This is a genomic window from Sphingobacterium tenebrionis (assembly GCF_037126265.1).
GTDB classification, from domain to species: Bacteria; Bacteroidota; Bacteroidia; order Sphingobacteriales; family Sphingobacteriaceae; genus Sphingobacterium; species Sphingobacterium tenebrionis.
Window position 1 is genome coordinate 1 of the sequence record NZ_JAYLLN010000018.1, and the last position, 18258, is coordinate 18258.

The 18258-nt window shown below is 38.3% G+C and carries 13 protein-coding genes; 6 read left to right on the plus strand and 7 right to left on the minus strand.

Going from position 1 to position 18258, the window contains the following annotated elements; translation table 11 throughout:
- Window positions 1-898, minus strand: an 898-nt coding sequence (locus VJ786_RS08645; protein WP_336557628.1) for a transposase, incomplete at its 3' end; no start/stop codon positions are given.
- Between the two features lie 375 nt (window positions 899-1273).
- Between VJ786_RS08645 and VJ786_RS08650 the strand changes: the two genes are divergently transcribed.
- Entirely contained in the window at window positions 1274-1726 is a 453-nt protein-coding gene (locus tag VJ786_RS08650) for a WapI family immunity protein (RefSeq protein WP_134776704.1), read from the plus strand.
- A 235-nt stretch (window positions 1727-1961) separates the two neighbouring features.
- On the opposite strand, the gene VJ786_RS08655 is transcribed toward VJ786_RS08650, so the two are convergent.
- Window positions 1962-2501, minus strand: coding sequence for a DUF3885 domain-containing protein (locus tag VJ786_RS08655; protein WP_134776705.1), 540 nt, complete (start codon window positions 2499-2501; stop codon window positions 1962-1964).
- 76 nt (window positions 2502-2577) lie between these two features.
- On the minus strand, window positions 2578-3708 hold the full coding sequence (locus tag VJ786_RS08660) for a DUF4932 domain-containing protein (protein ID WP_134776706.1): 1131 nt from the start codon (window positions 3706-3708) through the stop codon (window positions 2578-2580).
- A gap of 253 nt (window positions 3709-3961) precedes the next feature.
- On the opposite strand from VJ786_RS08660, the gene VJ786_RS08665 reads away from it, so the two are divergent.
- The gene (locus tag VJ786_RS08665) at window positions 3962-4972 is read left to right on the plus strand and encodes a hypothetical protein (RefSeq protein WP_134776707.1); all 1011 of its coding nucleotides are present in this window, start codon (window positions 3962-3964) and stop codon (window positions 4970-4972) included.
- 52 nt (window positions 4973-5024) lie between these two features.
- Here the strand turns inward: VJ786_RS08665 and VJ786_RS08670 are convergent, their stop codons facing one another.
- The 4 genes from VJ786_RS08670 to VJ786_RS08685 form a co-directional block, all read right to left on the minus strand.
- Window positions 5025-7544 (minus strand): tetratricopeptide repeat protein, encoded by a 2520-nt coding sequence (locus VJ786_RS08670; RefSeq protein ID WP_336557631.1) that lies wholly within the window; start codon window positions 7542-7544, stop codon window positions 5025-5027.
- A gap of 97 nt (window positions 7545-7641) precedes the next feature.
- Window positions 7642-8487: a mechanosensitive ion channel family protein gene (locus VJ786_RS08675; RefSeq protein WP_134776709.1), complete on the minus strand. Its 846-nt coding sequence runs from the start codon at window positions 8485-8487 to the stop codon at window positions 7642-7644.
- Window positions 8488-8500: 13 nt separating this feature from the next.
- Window positions 8501-10759, minus strand: a complete 2259-nt coding sequence (gene ggpS, locus VJ786_RS08680) for a glucosylglycerol-phosphate synthase (protein ID WP_245153290.1) — start codon at window positions 10757-10759, stop codon at window positions 8501-8503.
- 239 nt (window positions 10760-10998) lie between these two features.
- Window positions 10999-12120, minus strand: a complete 1122-nt coding sequence (locus tag VJ786_RS08685) for a TlpA disulfide reductase family protein (RefSeq protein WP_134776710.1) — start codon at window positions 12118-12120, stop codon at window positions 10999-11001.
- Window positions 12121-12709: 589 nt separating this feature from the next.
- Here VJ786_RS08685 and VJ786_RS08690 point away from each other — a divergent pair.
- The 4 genes from VJ786_RS08690 (at window position 12710) to VJ786_RS08705 (ending at window position 18253) form a co-directional block, all read left to right on the plus strand.
- Window positions 12710-13216: a hypothetical protein gene (locus tag VJ786_RS08690; protein ID WP_134776711.1), complete on the plus strand. Its 507-nt coding sequence runs from the start codon at window positions 12710-12712 to the stop codon at window positions 13214-13216.
- A gap of 71 nt (window positions 13217-13287) precedes the next feature.
- Window positions 13288-14259 (plus strand): hypothetical protein, encoded by a 972-nt coding sequence (locus tag VJ786_RS08695; RefSeq protein WP_134776712.1) that lies wholly within the window; start codon window positions 13288-13290, stop codon window positions 14257-14259.
- A 142-nt stretch (window positions 14260-14401) separates the two neighbouring features.
- Entirely contained in the window at window positions 14402-15964 is a 1563-nt protein-coding gene (locus tag VJ786_RS08700) for a calcineurin-like phosphoesterase C-terminal domain-containing protein (protein ID WP_336557632.1), read from the plus strand.
- Window positions 15965-16078: 114 nt separating this feature from the next.
- The gene (locus tag VJ786_RS08705; RefSeq protein WP_134776714.1) at window positions 16079-18253 is read left to right on the plus strand and encodes a S9 family peptidase; all 2175 of its coding nucleotides are present in this window, start codon (window positions 16079-16081) and stop codon (window positions 18251-18253) included.
- Window positions 18254-18258 lie beyond the last annotated feature (5 nt).

Sequence of the window (18258 nt, forward strand, 5' to 3'; positions counted from 1 at the left end):
CCATTCCATTCTGCCTACTGATCTCCAATAACCGGGGCAGTTCCGGACCATCACCTTTTTCGCCCGTAGTAACGACCGCTGCTGTGATGATGCGTTCCTCGGTCATCGCCAGATGTGTTTTATAACCAAAGAAACTACTGTCTACAGATTTATATCCAAGCCTGGCTTCATCATCTTTAGAGAGCAGATAGTATTCTTTTATGTCCTCGATGGTTTCCTTCAACAGGTTCAGCTTTTCCTTTACAGCCGGTATTTCACTGATGGATTGATCCTGATCCAGCACTCTCCGTAATTCCCTGCAATAGGTAAGTTCCTGGTCCAGGTCGTTGGACTCGTTCTTTTGTGGCAGACGCCCTTTGTAGTCCTCATCTATCTGATATATCGCTTTCCTTAACAGCTTGGAACGCTCCTTGAGGACTTCTAATGCTGAATAGGGGTTAGATCTGGAATGGGTATGGGTCGCGTCTACGATGATGGACCTTGATTTTATAATACCCTTTTCGAGAGCGATCGTTACGGTCTTGTTGATTAACAGGTTCAATAGATCCATGTCCTTTAATCGTAGTTTACGGAATTTAGTGAGCGAACTTGGATTGATCACATCCTCCTCAGGAGCCATTTCAAGAAAATATTTAAAGGACATATCATATCTGGAACGCTCAACGACATCGACATCTGAAACGGTATAGATAGTCTTTAACAGAAGGTATTTGAACATCTTGATTGGACTTTCAGCGTTGCGTCCATTGGTCCGGCAATACTTCTCCAGAAGCTCGTCATGTATAAAACTGAAATCGATAAGATCGTTGATTTTGCGAAGTAGATTGTCTTTTGGAACAATGATATCGTACAATCCCGAATAGGAACTGAACTGTATTTTTTGTTGGGTAGAAAGCATCCTGATGTCCGTTAAAGCCTACTTTAAGATACGAAAAAAGGAGCAGAAAACTGTTGTTTTCCACTCCTTTTTTTAGCCCAATCTAAAAGAGGACTTTTTCAGTGCCCTACAGAAATGTGGGGATTTTTTGTTTGTAAACCTCTCCTATTCAGATATTTAACCCTAATTAACAAGAAGTGAACCTGTAAACACTCTGTTAATTAATCAAAGCTAATTTTACAAAAAAATAATAAAAAACCCTTTGTTTTGGTTCAATCTTGGTTCACTTTTAGATAAAACATAGAAATATTTGGACTTTATACTTTACATCTATACCCCCTGTAAATTTTCGTGTCCAAATTGTTTATATTTGATTAAGAGCTTTAGTAGTAAATTATGCAATTAGACGAAGACCTAAAATTTGAAATTAATGATGATGGACAGTTCATCAGAATCACTCCAATAGGCAAAATGAATGATGGTTCAGATTGGGATAAAAATTGGATAAAAACTCAAATTGAACTAAAATCAGGAGGTTTTATTGGCTCTTATGAAGCAGATTTAACAACTTTTGACTTTAAAATTCTAAAAGAAGGCTTAAGTCGGTTATATAATAACTTAAATGACAAAATGACTTTTAATGACTTAGAAGGTTATTTGGAACTTATAATTCAGGGTGATAATACAGGAAACTTTACAATTCAAATTACTTGTAATGACAAACCAGGAATATATTCAACACAACTTCAATTTGAAATGCATTTTGACCAGACTTATATAATGCCCCTAGTTAAAAGATTAGAAAATATTACAAATCGATTCCAAATAATTGGGGATTTTAACACTTAAGTTAAATAAGTTCACTCGCCGTCCTGCGAGTTGAGCGAAGGTCGTTGAAGAGAAATGCGCAAGCATGATTCAACATTAACTATGAAATAGATGAAGACTGTTGGCGGTATTTTTGTATCAAAAAAAGTGACAACATTATAGCCTGACCGAGCCGCAGATTAGCCAAACTCTAAAAGCGGTTGGATTTTGATCAGGTATGGTAGTACTTTGTCTAGCTTCAAAAACAACTATTAATTTATTTAAATAGAATATCGGGATTAATCTTCCTAAATAACGATCTACTCGGGGAGTATATATCGCATCCTCTATCATCATAAATATTTACAATTATAGGCTCTACAAAATCAATAAAATAACAGGTTATATTAGCTGATGGAGAATAAGCAAGGTCAAAGTTTATAATTGACAAACATATAGGTAATATCTTTTGAAAAGAGTACTGTTTATAATTAAGGCCTAAAAAATTATTATCATCCTCTTTCCATTCAAGTTTATTATCTGCATAATCAGGATTGATACCTGCAGTTTTTAATGCTATCAAGGCATCATTATCCCACAAAATAATCTGCAACCATATTTCCTTACCTTTAAAACAGAAATCCAAAACCGCTTTGCTCCTTTTTAAAGCTTGGTTTACCCTAGATTTTCCATCCAGATCTTCACCCAGATTAATTCTAATTCTATTTTTCTTGATATTACTCAAAGTTATTTTGCTAATATCCCCGAACCTATCTAGAAACATAGTGTCAAAATCCGATTTATCCTTTATTTCCATTATCCTACCTGCTACAAACTAAAAACCTTTAATACAACTTATTTCACCTATTCTTAGACCTTAAAAGCTATCCTGTCTATTGCTTCGAGGACCACTTAAGCAAATCCGTATAAATGTTCCTTATCTTTGGAAAATCATTCTGATTATAAAGACGAACAAGTTCTTCATTAAATTCTTTTGATTTAGGGAAGCCTTTTAACTTCATCCTGTCATCAATATTTTCTCTGACTTTCGATAGAAGAATTTGATTTTTGGGTTCGGTATCCATGATGTACAAAATGAACAATCCCCAGGTTAAATACTCATCAAAAACTTTAATAGGATTGGGATAATGATTGGTTGATTTGTTCGTTGAATCCACCCAAATTGATCTCCTATCAAAAATAGTATCGATATGGTTCTTAAACGTTGAACTTAGTGGACCTACATAATTATGATCAATTTCTGTAAAAATCACCCTACTGTTCAAAGCCCTATTAAAATCTTGATCTATATCTGCTTGATGTTTGATTACCGGTAAATACAAGAGCATTTCCTTAAAATTATTATCTTCAAAAGTATGTGTTGCATTTATGCCACCTATAAGTCCCGAGGTCAAAACCCGATAACTATTGATTTTATAATCAAATTTACTTTCTAGCCATTTCTTTTGTTTATCTATTGCCGCATATTTGATATAATCATCTATAATAGTTTGATAATAAGGCTTATGAGATTGATAAAATTTCCTAAATCCTGATTTCTTGGCGAAATCCTCAATTTCTTTCCGATATAATACTATTGGATCTTCATGAATCTCCACTGTTCCTACCCCCTTTCCAGGAAATGTATACACATTTGTCCTAATCAAACTGTCGCCATCAAATTGGAATCCATAGGAATTGGAAGATATCAAAATGTAATAAATAAGGCTTTTCTGCAATAATGAATCACATATCTTAATTGCCTTATGGTCTTTGAATTTACTGAAATGACTTAGGACCTCTTGATGGTAACTGTTTTTGTGATTGACCATATTGGAGTCCTTAAGTCCATGATCTGTAATCGCCATCATGATTAAAGTCAACTCCTGTACCTCCGGTATCTCAATATTTACCTTATTATCGTTGAGTTTAATGTAAGCTTCGTTAAACCTGACAGCATTATCTTGTCCATACAAACAAACAAAACTAAAAGTGGATAGGACGATTATTAAAAATATTCTCATGTGTAGACAGAATTATAAAATTAGCTAGTGTTTTTTCTTAAATGAGATATTTCATAGGATATCAAATAATGAAATACCATATTCAAATATACCATGCTCATAAAAATAAACAAGCCAACCTAGGTAATTATATTATTAAATAGAGGTTTTCAATAATTTAAACTAGATACCGCATCATTGTAGCAGAAATAATCCTTTACTCGTTAGCTAAATATTAACGAATTAAAAACCATTTTATTTACAAAGCCCAATTATGTATAATATCCTGTTTAAAAACAAATTCAATCCATTTTTTAAGTTCAGCATTCTGCTTTTACTCGCCATTACCACTTCCCTTTTCCCTAGCTGTAAAAATTCCTTATTCGATACAGATGGAAATGATGCTGAACTGAATTACCATTTACAATTCGGAAGTTCCATTCAAGTAATAAATGGGAACATCCTAATCAGTGGCGTAAAAGCAAAAAACAGAGAAATAAGTTCCAAATTTTGGGTGAATGGAAAATCTACAGAAAAATCAGCTTTCATGAACCAGATTAAAAATCAAAGCGGTTTCCGGGAGGCAATTAATAACCAAAGCAGAATTGTTTATAATTACAAAGATAACCAAGGAAACATACAAGAATTTCAATTTTTCCAATCCGCTTTCAGAGAGAAAGAACTTATGCCCTATTTCCTCAATGGCAAGGAGATAAAACTATCGTCTGATAGTACGGGAACCATTTCAGCAGTAAGCTTTTACCATAATAAACCGATTTTTGCTGGAACCTATGGTAAATTTGTCGGAACAGAAATTGGATCTGCCTTTGCTCCCAAATCGGCTTTCTTTTGGGAAGAAAACAGTGGCTTTACCGAATTGATCATTCCAAAAGAATCCCAAGTATTCAATGGTATCACATCAATATATAGGCATTCTCCAGAAGAGACCTATGTGGCAGGATTGTGTGGAATCCCCATGTACTGGAAAAATACCGAGGCAATTGTATTGAATAAAAACCTACATGGCGAAGTCCATCAAATCATCAAAAACGGCAATGACCTTTATGCTGTGGGGCTGATCAATAAAAGGAATTCAAACAGTACCGGCCATACAGCCTGCTACTGGAAGAACGGAGAAATCCATGAGCTGGAAGATAATGCACAGGCCTATGGAATATTCGTCGATGGTACAGATGTCTATATAACAGGTGCAACTGGCGTTGTTCCAACAGCCTACAAACCCTGCTATTGGAAGAATGGAAAACGAATAGACCTGGAAATGTAATCCCAGGTCTATCCAAATCATCTCAAGAAAGTCTTGATGATTATTTATAAAATTATTTCTTCTTTAATTTCTGTAAACGGTCGGTTGCTGTAGGAATAATATCATCATCACCTTCATAATTTTCGATCACACTTTCCAAGGTACTTCTTGCCTGAACATTATCCCCTTTGCGGGAATAAGTATCTGCAAGGAGGATAAAGCTCTTCGCCACCCAGTAATCATGCGAATCCATATTCTCGATCACATCAAAAGCTGATTTTTGGGCTTTGTCGTATTCCTTGTTATCATATTGCATCAATCCCACACGATACCTCGCCTCAGCACTCACAGCCCCTTGGCTCTTCAATGCCGCCAGATTAAACTCTTTTAAAGCATTTTCTTTGTTTTCCTGCTTTAAACTGGCCTTAGCCGCATACAGATGCGCCGTAGCAATTTCCTCTTCCGTAGCCTTTTCATAGCCCTGAACCAACTTCGCATACTTATTCATCTGTTCGTAATCGCCTAATTCAAAATAACAGATCATCAGATTCGTGACCGCATAACCATAATTTTCCTTATAGTCATTATTCAGCTCCAACTTTTTAAGATGCACAATCGCCTCGTTGTATTCCTTTAGACTCAGGTAAAGTGCCGCAGCAGTCATTAAGGTTTTCTCGGTATAAGGGCTGGTCCAATCGTTCAGAATGATATTCAGATCATGCAGGGCTTCCTGGGGCTTATTGGTATGGTATAAGCTCACTCCACGGATATAACGCGCATGTTTCTCTTGTCTAGGTTTTGGAAACTTATCAAAATAAGCATTGATCGCCTCAACAGCTGGTCCATACTGTCCTCTCGCAAACAAGGTTCTTCCTGCTTGGAATGCCATGTTATCCTGCTCTGCCTCACTCAGGTTACTGATATTGTTATTGATGGCATATTCAATATAACTCGGCGCATCGCCTTGATCCAGATAAATACTTTCAATGGAAGCCATGGCCTGTGCGGCCTCTGAAGTTGTACTGAAATCCTTCACCACTTTTTGGAAGGTAGCCATAGCTGCTTCCGTTTCATCCTTATTGTATTGAACCAAACCAATGGTTACTAAGGCTCTAGGCACATAACTACTTCGAGGATATTGCTTGACCATCTTCTGAAGCCCTTCTATTGCAGCATCATACTCACCCATCGTAAAATACATGTATGGGATCTCAAAGGCCACATCATCTGCATAGTTGGATCCTGGATATTTTTCTACAACAGATAGCAAGGTTTGTAATTTTCCTTCATTATTTCCCTGCAAGCCTTGTATAATTCCCTGTTGAAACAAGGCATAATCTTGGTTCGGTGCCTTCTCGCTGATCAATTGATCATAAAAACCTTTAGCTTTTTCATAATTACGCATGGTGAGGTAGGAATCTCCCAATCGAGCCATCACATCGTATTTCACCTTCTTATCTAAAGAGCTTCCCTCCGATGCTAAAAACCGCTCGAAATAATCGGCAGCCACGCTGTACCTATTGATGCGGAATGCCGCATAGGCCAAAGCGTAATTTGCATAATTATATACAGAGGTATTTTTCGCTGCTGGTAGACGAAGGAATCTGCTGAAGTTGTCGACTGCTTCGCTGAATTTGCGGACTTCGTACATGGCTTCTGCTTTCCAATAGGTTGCCAATGCTGCCATTTCGGGATTTAAGGTAGATTTTTCGGCCCGCATGAACATGGAAATACTGTTTTCGAACGCACGTTCGTTATAGAACTCCAAACCTCGATAATAGGTAATCTTCTGGTAGACCTCTTCTGCTTTCTGATCTCGATTACTGAAGGATTCCAACAGATAAACGGCAGTCTCAAAATTGCTACTTCCGGAGAGGATCTCCGCCATTCGCGATTCCGTGGTTTCCTTTTGGTTGGCGCTTAAATCTACGCCCTCAAATCGCAGGGCAAGATAATCCTTTAAAGGTTGTAAGGATACCTGCACCGAATCCAATTCATTTAGCATCTTCGCATAGTTGTATAAGGCATCGGCTTTCAATTCCTTATCGAAACTCAGTTGGGATGCTTTGTAGAATGCATTCCTGGCATTTACTTTATCGCCATTTTCCTGTGCAATCTTTCCTAGGGCGATGATGGAACTCTGATAAAAAGCATCTCCCGGCTCCACCTTCTTCAGGATGGAACTGGCACGTTCATATTCTTTACCCCGATAGGCCATGATACCTATCCGGTTATTATCAATATTATTTCGGGAAGCATTGGGGTATCTTTCCGGCAAAGGACTATGGAAGGGTTCGCGGAAATCGTAGCGGGAATAGAACATGCCGGCAGCGATCTGCCGCAATTCTACTTCCAATGCTTTCCGATCGATGTCCATATCCGGAGTACGCCTGATTTTGACCACATCCGCTAGCATCGGACGGTAATCCCTTACTATTTCTATGGAATCCAAAGTAGCAGGTTCCTGCTTTTCTTTCTCTTGCGCCTGTCCAGCTAATAATAATATAGAAAAGAAACCAGTAAGGATATGTTTCTGGTATCCGGTAAATATATTTTTCTGATAATTCGTATTGAAACCTAGTTTAAGTGTCATCTCTTCTTTTGCTGAGCTTTTCCAATAATAAATTACCTCCCTACAATTTATAAGCCAAGACGTCAATATCCCTCTTAAAAATGACAATAGAGATGTATTATTTTCGCTTTATATGGATATCTGTTTGTGGAAATGGTATCTCTATGCTTGCTGAATCCAAGGCTTCCTTGCAGCTGATGATGAGTTGTTCCTGCATAGCCCAGAAATGTTCATTGCTGGTCGTTACACGTACGGAAAGATTGATTGCGCTGTCTCCCAAACTGGTAACCACCACATCTGGTGCAGGATCGTTAAAGGCATATTCATTTTTGCGGATACACTCCAATAGAATGGATTTTGCCAAACGTAGGTCTGCATCATAGGATACCCCTATATCAAACCAAGTCCTGCGGGTACCCAATTCCGTAAAGTTGGTGATATTACTGTTTGATAATTCCCCGTTTGGAATAATAACCAATTGATTCTGCGGGGTTACCAATCGGGTGTTGAAGATATCGATCACCCTAACAGTGCCGTCCACACCACTAGAGGAAGAAATATAATCTCCCACACGGAATGGTTTAAAGAGTAGGATAAGTACTCCACCGGCAAAATTTGATAGGGAGCCTTGCAGGGAAAGACCAATAGCCAACCCGGCTGCACCGATTACAGCAATAAATGTAGAGGTCTGTACGCCCAACTGACTTACAACCACAATAAACAACATTACCTTTAATATCCAATTGATCAGGTTGCCAAGAAAGGTACGGATGCTTGGATCGACCTCCCGTTTGATGAAGATCTTATCTACAAGCCTTCTAACCATTCGGATCAACCAAAGTCCCAGAAATAAGACTAATGCAGCCGATAAAATGGAACTGATCAAGATCGGCGCATAGGCTATCGCACTATCTATAAATTTTTCTATTTTCCCTTCAACGTTTTCTAACTGTTCTACTTGCATTTTTATATTTTGTTTATACGCTTAATTCATCTGAACTTTCCAATTCCCTCACAAAATCCTTTCCCCAGTAATGGATATCGTAATGTCTGATTTGCTGGAGCGACCTTCTGATCCTGATCCGGGCTTCCTCCTCTTCCATGGTCAATGCTTGGTGTAAAGACTCGATCATGCTCAACTGATCGTAAGGATTTGTTGGAACGCAATAAGGAAGTTCCACTGATGCGCCGGCAAATTCGGATAAAACCAGAACCCCCGCCTGTTTTAGTACTCCTTGCGTAGCAACAAATTCTTTGGAAACCAGGTTCAATCCATCCCTTAATGGGGTGATCCAAGCAACATCCGACAAAGCATACTGGATAAGAACTTCCTCAAACGGTAATGCCTGGTAGAAATACTGTATAGGGGTCCAATCTAAAGTGGCGTATTTACCATTGATCTCCCCAACGGCCTGGTTTACTTGGTCACGAATCTTATCGTATATCCGCATCCCTTTGGAGGGTGGGGTGCATACATTGATCAATTCCACTTTACCCTGAAATTCAGGATGTTGTTTCAAGAATTCTCCAAAAGCCTGTACCTTTTCCAAAGGCCCTTTGACATAGTCCATCCGTTCGATGGAAACGATACGTTTTATACCCGTTTTTGCTGCTTCTGCTTTATACCCTTCAATTCGCTTCTGTATGGATTCCTGGGATAGGATCCTTTCGATCAACTCGAAATTTACTCCAACTGGCTGCGCCCCTAAGCGAATGGTACGACCTTCTACCGAAATGATTTTGGTCATATGCTCCACCCCTAACGCCATGCTATAGGTCAGAAACTGATTGGAAACATTTACTGTTTTTTCTATTTCGAACGGCGTATGGCTCCTTAAAACATCAATAAAATTCTCTACATACCTCGGTATGTGGAAACTGATGAAATCACACATCAAAAGGCTTCCGATGATTTCCCGTCGCCATGGAATGGTATTGAAGATATCGGCGGCTGGGAATGCTGTATGGTGGAAAAATCCAATCTTCAGGTCGGGGCGCAACATTTTTAGGAAAGAGGGTACCATCCACAGGTTATACTCATGAATCCAGACCAGGGCTTCTCGGTCTGCTTCTCTTGCGATCCTTTCTGCAAACAACCTGTTGATCTTCAAATAATGGTCCCAATCTTTGTGATTGAATTTCGCTTTATCGACGAAGGAAAATATCGTTGGCCAAAAGGCTTCCTTTGAAAATACCCGATAGAACTGATCGATATCTTTTTGGGAAAGTGTTATAGCGGATACATCTAAATGGGGATATTTTTCTACATCTACTTTTTGCTTTTCTGTGCTCTGGTTCTCACCGAGATCGACCTCCTCACCTATCCAGACGCCAGGTCTTCCCTGTTCGAAAAGTCCCAATAACGATGGGATAATGCCATTTGGACTTTGAGGAGCCACCTGTTTGAGTTCACCATCTACCATTTTGCGTTCATAGGGTAATCGATGGTATACCATGATCAGCTGTTTGTTTTCTGAAGAATCCAGGAGCATGGGTTCAGATGGTATATTGGAAACGTAGGCCCGAAATCTTTCATGCCTTTCCATACTTTCCAGGATACCTGCAGCCCCAGCATCTTCCGCTTGGTAGACATTGGAAAGTCCCTTGGTAGCTTCTAATAGGGCCTCTTCGGAATCCCCAACCGCAACACCTTCGAACCCGGTTTGAAATAAAGAAAGGTCATTCAGGGTATCGCCAGCTACGAGCACCTGCTCGTATGGGATTTCCAATAGGTCAACAAGTTTTTTTAGTGTATTACCCTTATTGACTCCTTTGGGCATAATATCTAAATATTTATTCACCGATGTGATCACATCACAACCCATTTCATCCGCAATTTCTTGAACCGTTTCAAGATCGGTTTCCGAATCGTAATAATAGGAACAACGTCGCTGTTGGGGTACATTTTGGTACACCAATCCGGGAATATCGGCATAGGCCTCCTGCAGTTCATAAACAGAAGGCCAATTTATTTCTATTTCATGTTGTATCGGGTCGATTGCCGCCAAGGAGTTACCATCAAAAATTGTAGATCCCACATCTGCAATGACATAATCTGGTGTTGGAATGGTGGGGTCGTTCAATAAGGGAATGACCGATTCCATACCCCTGCCTGTAACAAAGACCAGTTGTATATTCTTATTTTCTTTTATGATCTGATAGAGACGTAATCGTTCTTCCATCTGTCCTCCTAGGAAGGTCCCATCTAAATCAGTTGCTAATAACATGTTTTTCATTTCTCTAATTGTTTTTACTTAGGTTTTAAAGCAATAAATAGCCGATGTATTGGTTGACCAATAACATGTATTTCAATCAAACTTTACGGCTTTAATGCAGAATAAAGGTTTAGATTCTGCTGTTCAATTCAATAATTAATGATTACAAATATAGAGAAAATTAAACTAATAAGCAAATTTTAGTGGGTTTTCTTGCTGTACTTTCAGGAGGAAGGAGATCTACGGGAAAGAATTAGGAATTATAATTTTAAATCAATGTGTATCATTTTGCGCTTTTCATCAATGATGATGCTTCTAGGTATGGATTCAATGTTATAGAGGTTCTGAACGATCGGCCCTTTCCATCCCTGAAGTTCAGAAATATGAATGGCCCAATCGAATTTATGATTTTTTATAGCTTTTAACCAATTATTCCGATCATGGTCCAAAGAAATGGCCAATACGGTAAAATTCTCTCTTTCAGCATATTCTTTTAGTTTAGGAAGATTTTCGATACAGGGAACACACCAACTTGCCCAAAAATCCAAGAGTACTTTTTTACCCCTAAAATCACTTAATTTTATGGTCTTTCCATGCATATCTTTCATGGAAAAATCTGGAGCCATCATGCCTACATTTATATGCTTTTTGGCGTTGATAATCTTTTGAAGTCGTTTGCCTTCTTCGCTTTGCCTCAAGCTTTCATCCAACCCATTGAAGAGTTGTTCCAATTTTCCAACATCTTTGTTCAATAGGTTTGGCCGATAATAACTTAATAGATATAGGGAAGTATAATTTGAAGGGTTCTCTTCTATCAATGTGATTAGGTAAGGGTTTTTTTTGTCCAGATAATGAAAGGAAGAATCCATCAATTGATCCTGAATTGTCTCTTCCTTGCTGGAATTGGAAAGCTCCCTAAATTTATCGATCTCCTCCACATACAGATCATATAACTTATCGGTGATCTCCATTAATCGGAACCTTTCGTCTCCTGGGATAGTGAATGAACTGCTTATTCCTAAGGGCTTCCCGCTTTTTGGATTGAAATTTGGCTTGGATAAAACGGCATGGCTGGTACCAGAACTTAACATAAACCATTTCTCAGAGCCATCCTTTTTACTGATCAAACGGGTGTATACCGCTGGCGTATTCATTGTTCCTTGGAAAACAAATTGATGATTCATAACCTGTACCGAGTCATGGACCATAGGATTTATATCACCATTGTTGATATGCTTTAAATAAAAAATTTCATTTTCAAGGTGAAGGGAACTATCGACCTTACAGATTAAAGTATATGCTGATTGAGCATATAACTTTGAAATGCTGAATAAAAAAACAATAAGGAGGAATTGTTTAAACATTTGAATAAATATAAGCATTTATTTAATTATGGTTTAAAAATTTCTATCAACTATACTGTTTTTTGATTGTTCTTAAGGAATGAAACGCCCTAAATTTTTTGATTCTTGGACCGATAGGCAGTATGCTGCTTTTAAATGGTTCTTTTTATATCCAATGGGAATCATCTTACTGGGAAGATTGATTATTTATTTGGTGCTTATTTTGGATAAAAATCAATAGGTTTTTACTTAATTTATAAAGACCGTTTTTAACCAATTTAATGAAAAAATATTTTCACCTTTTCCTATAAATCTTACTGATTGTCTTAATCTTATATTAGAAACATAGCTACAGAAGTTGGAGTTAATAAAGCTATAGCACAGAGATAAAAAAATCTTTTTGATTTGGTCAGGATTGGTTGGGTAGCACCAGCCGATGGTCGGAAACTTTTACCCTTTTATGGAAGTATAGCTTTCACGCATAAATTTTAAGAATTCTACCATTGAAAAACATAATTTTTAATTTCCCTTGTATAACAACAAGGGAAATTTTATATTTCCACTGATTTTCAAACACATACCACATATTTCTATAAAATAAACTACACATACCACATTTTCCCAAACCATGAAAAAAACGGAGCTCTTTATTTTTGCGATCAAAATCATTGGAATCATCCTCTTCTTATGGAGTATCAATTCCCTCAAGGAATTAAGCATGTTCTTTTTTACCATACAAATGGCAAGAGAAACAGTAGTCATTTTGCCTTCATTAATAATTTTCCTGCTTATTCAATGGATCCTGGCTTATTTTCTACTTTTCAGAACAGAAATAATCATTAATCTATTAAAATTAAAGGATGAAAATCAACAAGAAATCCTTCAAAACAGCCAATTCAATTATGAAAAGATATTTCAGATCGCTTTGCTTATTCTTGGACTTGCCATCATCATCCTAAATATTCCAGATTTTATTTTGTCTGTAATAAAAAACATGCTTCTCCTTCGGAAGGATGAACCTTATCAAAAATTCCTATGGAATAATTTCGATATACATGGGCTTAAAATAATCCTGGGTGTCCTTTTAATCTTTAATAGTAAAAAAATTAGTAATTATTCAAAGCTTAATACATAGTTTAAATAAAAGAGCAGGTAAATTTAAAAGATTATATTATTTTTAAATCAATATCAAATTTACCTGATCAAATGAAAAAACTTAAAATTAGCGCTATTCTACTTTTTACCATCCTTTTAAATACCCAAATGGCTTCTGCCCAATTCGGGGATTTATTGAATAAAGCAGGAAAAGCTGTTACCTCCAAAGGTGCACAGGCATTAGGGCTTGATAAAATTTTAAAGGAACCCGAAGCCATTAGCACCAGCTTTGACGATGTGGATCAAGAAGGCAAAGAAATGCCAGAGTTTGAAAGTAGTGCCAAATACTTGCCATTTTCAACATTGGCAAAAAATGGCGATGATGGCTATGTCCTGCAATCTGGACATTTTGAAATGATCAACAAAAGCTATTGCCTAAAAGCAGGAACCTACGCTCCGTCTGCTGGGGATGGATATATGTATGCGCCTATACTTGGTAAGAAAAAGGATATTGTAACCGCTATCCTCAAAAGTGCAGAGAAACATCCTGAAGTGCAACAAACGGATATTCAAATGCTTCTTTGGACCATTATTGCCAAAACAAAGTTCATTGATTACAGTGGACCGGTAAAAGAAACTGCATTACGTCTATTGACTGCAAAACAGATCCTGCAATTGGAAGGCGGTGCCTTGGGCATCCTCCCAATTGACGTCATGGCGAAAGCCAAATCGAGCATGCCACCTGCTATCCAAAAGATTTTCGAAGCTGAAAACAACATCCGCCAATTGGTTTCCTCCGGAAATTACACCTATGCCGAGTTCGAAAAATATGCGATCATGGCAGGAATGGCGCCAGTAAGAGCAGATATTCCGAGTGGAATCTGGACCTTACATCCCGATGGATATTATATCCGATATTACCCTTCAGGATATTCGCAAACCAAAGTGCAAATCTATGTTCCGGAAACATTAATTAAAGATAGAGGATCAAAAAAATTGATCTATGATGCAACGGATGATATTGCTTGCCCTGCAAATACAGGCTCCCAAAGACTAGCCCAAACCAATGAACCGATTAAATAATCGGTTCATTAGTTCCATTTCCATACCGAAGAACTTAAAAATAAGATAATTAAACCCATAAACACTTCCTTAATCATTTGTTAATCTTATTTTAAAGCTGTTTCTTTACTTTTGAAAGAAATAAAAATATAATATAAGATAAATGAAAAATTTATATTGGTCATTAATCGCCTGTATGATGACCGGATCGGTCTTCGCACAAGACCTAGCCAAAGGAACCGTATTTAACGACTTAAATGGAAATGGAAAACAAGACCGTAGAGAAAATGGGATTGAAGGTGTTGCCATCAGTAATGGAAAAGATGTTGTACTAACCAACAACAAAGGGAAATATGAAATCCCTTTCCAAAACGACAACATCATTTTTGTCATCAAACCTACCGGTTATGAATTGCCTGTTGATCAGGACAACCACCCAAAATTCTATTACATCCACAAGCCTAATGGATCACCACAATTGAAATATCAAGGTGTTGCTCCAACTGGTCCATTACCCAAATCGATCGACTTCGCCTTAAAAGCTAAACCGGAATCCAATCAATTTTCGGCATTCGTATTCGGAGACCCTCAAGCGTATACTGAAGAAGAAATCCAATACTTCAGCAAAGGCTTGATCGATGAGGCAAAAGAAAGAAAAGGTCCTTTGTTTGGTATCAGTTTAGGGGATTTAGTAGGTGATAATCTAACCTTACACTCTTCTTATAAAACAGCAGTTGGCAAAATGGGACTTCCATGGTTCAATGTGATGGGAAACCATGACATGAATTATGATGTGACTCAAGATTCCTTAGCTGATGAAGGTTTCGAACGTACTTTCGGTCCTAATAATTATTCATTCAATGTTGGAAATGCACACTTCATCATTTTGGATAATATCATTTATCCACATCCGGAGACAGGAAAGAGCTACCAAGGTGGTTTGAGAGCCGATCAGTTGGAATTCATTGCAAACGATTTGAAATTTGTTCCGAAGGATAAGTTGATCGTACTTGCTTTCCATATCCCATTGAACCCTGAAAACAACAAATCCTTCCGTAAAAAAGACAGAAAAAGATTGTTTGAGCTATTGAAAGATTACCCAAACACCCTTTCTCTTTCGGCACATACCCATTATCAGCAGCAGAACTTCTACACCCAGGAACACGATTGGTTGGGTGCAAAACCTCATCATGAATATAATGTGGGAACAACTTCTGGCGACTGGTACTCTGGTCAGATGAATGAAAAAGGTGTCCCTGCGTCTACGATGCGTGATGGTACGCCTAAAGGTTATGCCATCTTGAATATCGATGGAAACCAATATAACTTCGATTATAAAGTAGCTGGAAAAGCAGATGATTATACCATTGGTCTATTTGGCCCTTCGGTAGTCAAAGAGAAATATGCTGGCCGTTATCATGTCTATGCCAACTTCTTCCTAGGGTCGGCAACAGATAAGGTTACTTACCGTATCGATCAAGGAGAATGGAAAAACATGGAAAAAACAGAAGGTTTCGATCCTGCCTACATGAAGGAATTATTAGCCTATGATGGTGCAAATTCATTGATCCAAGGCCGCAGACCTAGCGATCCTTCCAATTCAGCACACGTGTGGCGATTGAAACTTCCAAAATTAAAAGCCGGTAAACATTCTATTGAAATCCAAGCCGTAGATATGTTCGGAAGAACGCATAATGCAACAAAAGAAATTGATGTAATCAACTAAACAACCGAACCTCAAGGTAAAGCCCGACAACTCTTTGTCGGGCTTTACCTTTTTTAATATATGGGTATTTCATTATAAAAACTTAATTTCGTCTGCATAAAATTTTCAAAAAGAATGAAAAAACTCTTGTTATTGCTCCTTTTGAGTTCAAGCTACGCTTATGGACAAAGGAATTTAACTATTGACGAAACAGTATTTGGCCCTGGAAAATTCGCTGCAAAAAGCCTTCCTGCCGCAAAATGGATCAAAAATACGGATGCCTTTTCCAGCTTGGACAGCACCTACCAGAACTTGGTTTCTTTCGATGTAAAGAACAATTGGAAACCGCAGCAGATCGCTAGCCTATCCGATCTACAATCGGCCATTAAAACCGTACTCCCTAATGAAAAAATAAACCTTCGTAATTTCCCAACCAGCTACCAATGGGAAGACAACAAAAGGATCTCCTTCCAAGTTGCTGGGGAAAACAACACCTATGGTTTGGTTTACGATCTAGCTACCAAAACCGCGCAGGTCAAAAACACCTTGCCTAAGGAACGTGAAGGAGAAGAAATCGGATCATTAAATACACAATCAGCTTATTTGGTTGGTAATAACATCGAAATCAACCAAGCTGATGGCCAGAAGTTGCAGGTAACCCAAGATACCATCGATGGCATTGTCAATGGAACTTCGGTGATCCATAGAAATGAATTTGGGATCGATAAGGGTATGTGGTGGTCTGCGGATAATAAAAAGTTATTGTATTATCGCAAAGACGAAACCATGGTGAGCAATTATCCATTGCCACAATGGGATACCCGGGTAGCTAGCATCAAAGATATCCGTTATCCAATGGCAGGTATGAAAAGTGAGGAAGTTGTCCTAAAAATCTATGACACCGAGACGAAACAGACCATCACTTTACAGACTGGGGAACCGAAGGAACAATACCTGACGATAGTAACCTGGGATCCTACCGGGGAATTCGTGTTTGTTGGTGTCCTCAACCGTGGTCAGGACCATTTAAAACTGAATAAATACAAAGCCTCTACAGGCGAGTTCGTTCAAACTTTGTTTGAAGAAAAATCAGACTCTTGGGTTGAACCTCAACATGCATTGGCATTCTTACCGAATAATCCTAAACAATTCATCTATCAAACGGATAAGGATGGATATAACCAACTTTATCTATATGATACTTCCGGAAAATTGATCCGCCAATTAGGCTATAAGGATGTATTGGTGACCAATTTCCAAGGCTTTGATGAGAAAGGTTCGAAAGCCTATTATATTGGTGCTACCAACAATGGTATGGAGCGTCATCTTTTTGAAGTTGAATTAAAGAATGGAAAAACTACCCAACTGACCAAAACCAATGGGGTACACAATTCCAGCATTAGTAACAGTGGTAAATATGTATTGGATCAGTACAGCAATCTGAACACTCCAAACATCGTTCAGGTCATTGCAACGAAAGACGGCAAAGCAACGCCTATATTGCATGCTACGAATCCTTTTACGGGCAAAATCAACCTTCCTAAAATCGAATTTAAATCATTCGTATCGGCAGATGGTAAAACACCTTTGAATGCCCGCATAACTTATCCGACCAATTTTGATCCAAACAAAAAATACCCGGTCATGGTGTACCTATATGGTGGGTCACACGCTCAAATGGTAACCGATAGATGGTTAGGAGGATTAGGCTACTTCGATATGTACATGGCACAAAATGGTTACATCGTATTCACCTTAGACAACCGTGGCTCGGATGCTCGTGGCCGTGATTTCACACGAGTAACCCACCGCAACCTGGGTGAAGCCGAAATGGCCGATCAATTAGTGGGCATTGACTACCTAAAATCGCAACCATATGTTGATGCAGCTAATATGGGAATCTTTGGCTGGAGTTATGGCGGATTCATGACAAGCTCCTTAATGACGAAGCATAATGATATTTTCAAGGCTGCTGTGGCCGGTGGGCCGGTTATGGACTGGAAATTCTATGAAGTGATGTATGGTGAACGTTATATGGATACCCCAGAAGAAAATCCGGAAGGCTATGAAAAGACCTCTCTATTGAACAAAGCCGATAAACTGAAAGGGAACCTACTGATCATCCATGGAGCGCAGGATCCGGTGGTGGTACAACAACACAGTATGGAGTTTATCCAAAAATGTATTGAAGCCGGTAAACAAGTAGATTATTTCTTATACCCTACCCATGAACACAATGTTTCAGGCAAGGATAGGATTCATATGTACGATAAAATCGCTAAATACTTTGATAATTACCTAAAAAAATAGGGCTA

Bases quoted from the DNA above. Each gene is read 5' to 3' on its own strand.
- VJ786_RS08650 (WP_134776704.1), top strand. From the start codon at position 1,274: ATGCAATTAGACGAAGACCTAAAATTTGAAATTAATGATGATGGACAG.
- VJ786_RS08655 (WP_134776705.1), bottom strand. From the start codon at position 2,501: ATGGAAATAAAGGATAAATCGGATTTTGACACTATGTTTCTAGATAGG.
- VJ786_RS08660 (WP_134776706.1), bottom strand. From the start codon at position 3,708: ATGAGAATATTTTTAATAATCGTCCTATCCACTTTTAGTTTTGTTTGT.
- VJ786_RS08665 (WP_134776707.1), top strand. From the start codon at position 3,962: ATGTATAATATCCTGTTTAAAAACAAATTCAATCCATTTTTTAAGTTC.
- VJ786_RS08670 (WP_336557631.1), bottom strand. From the start codon at position 7,544: ATGACACTTAAACTAGGTTTCAATACGAATTATCAGAAAAATATATTT.
- VJ786_RS08675 (WP_134776709.1), bottom strand. From the start codon at position 8,487: ATGCAAGTAGAACAGTTAGAAAACGTTGAAGGGAAAATAGAAAAATTT.
- ggpS (WP_245153290.1), bottom strand. From the start codon at position 10,759: ATGAAAAACATGTTATTAGCAACTGATTTAGATGGGACCTTCCTAGGA.
- VJ786_RS08685 (WP_134776710.1), bottom strand. From the start codon at position 12,120: ATGCTTATATTTATTCAAATGTTTAAACAATTCCTCCTTATTGTTTTT.
- VJ786_RS08690 (WP_134776711.1), top strand. From the start codon at position 12,710: ATGAAAAAAACGGAGCTCTTTATTTTTGCGATCAAAATCATTGGAATC.
- VJ786_RS08695 (WP_134776712.1), top strand. From the start codon at position 13,288: ATGAAAAAACTTAAAATTAGCGCTATTCTACTTTTTACCATCCTTTTA.
- VJ786_RS08700 (WP_336557632.1), top strand. From the start codon at position 14,402: ATGAAAAATTTATATTGGTCATTAATCGCCTGTATGATGACCGGATCG.
- VJ786_RS08705 (WP_134776714.1), top strand. From the start codon at position 16,079: ATGAAAAAACTCTTGTTATTGCTCCTTTTGAGTTCAAGCTACGCTTAT.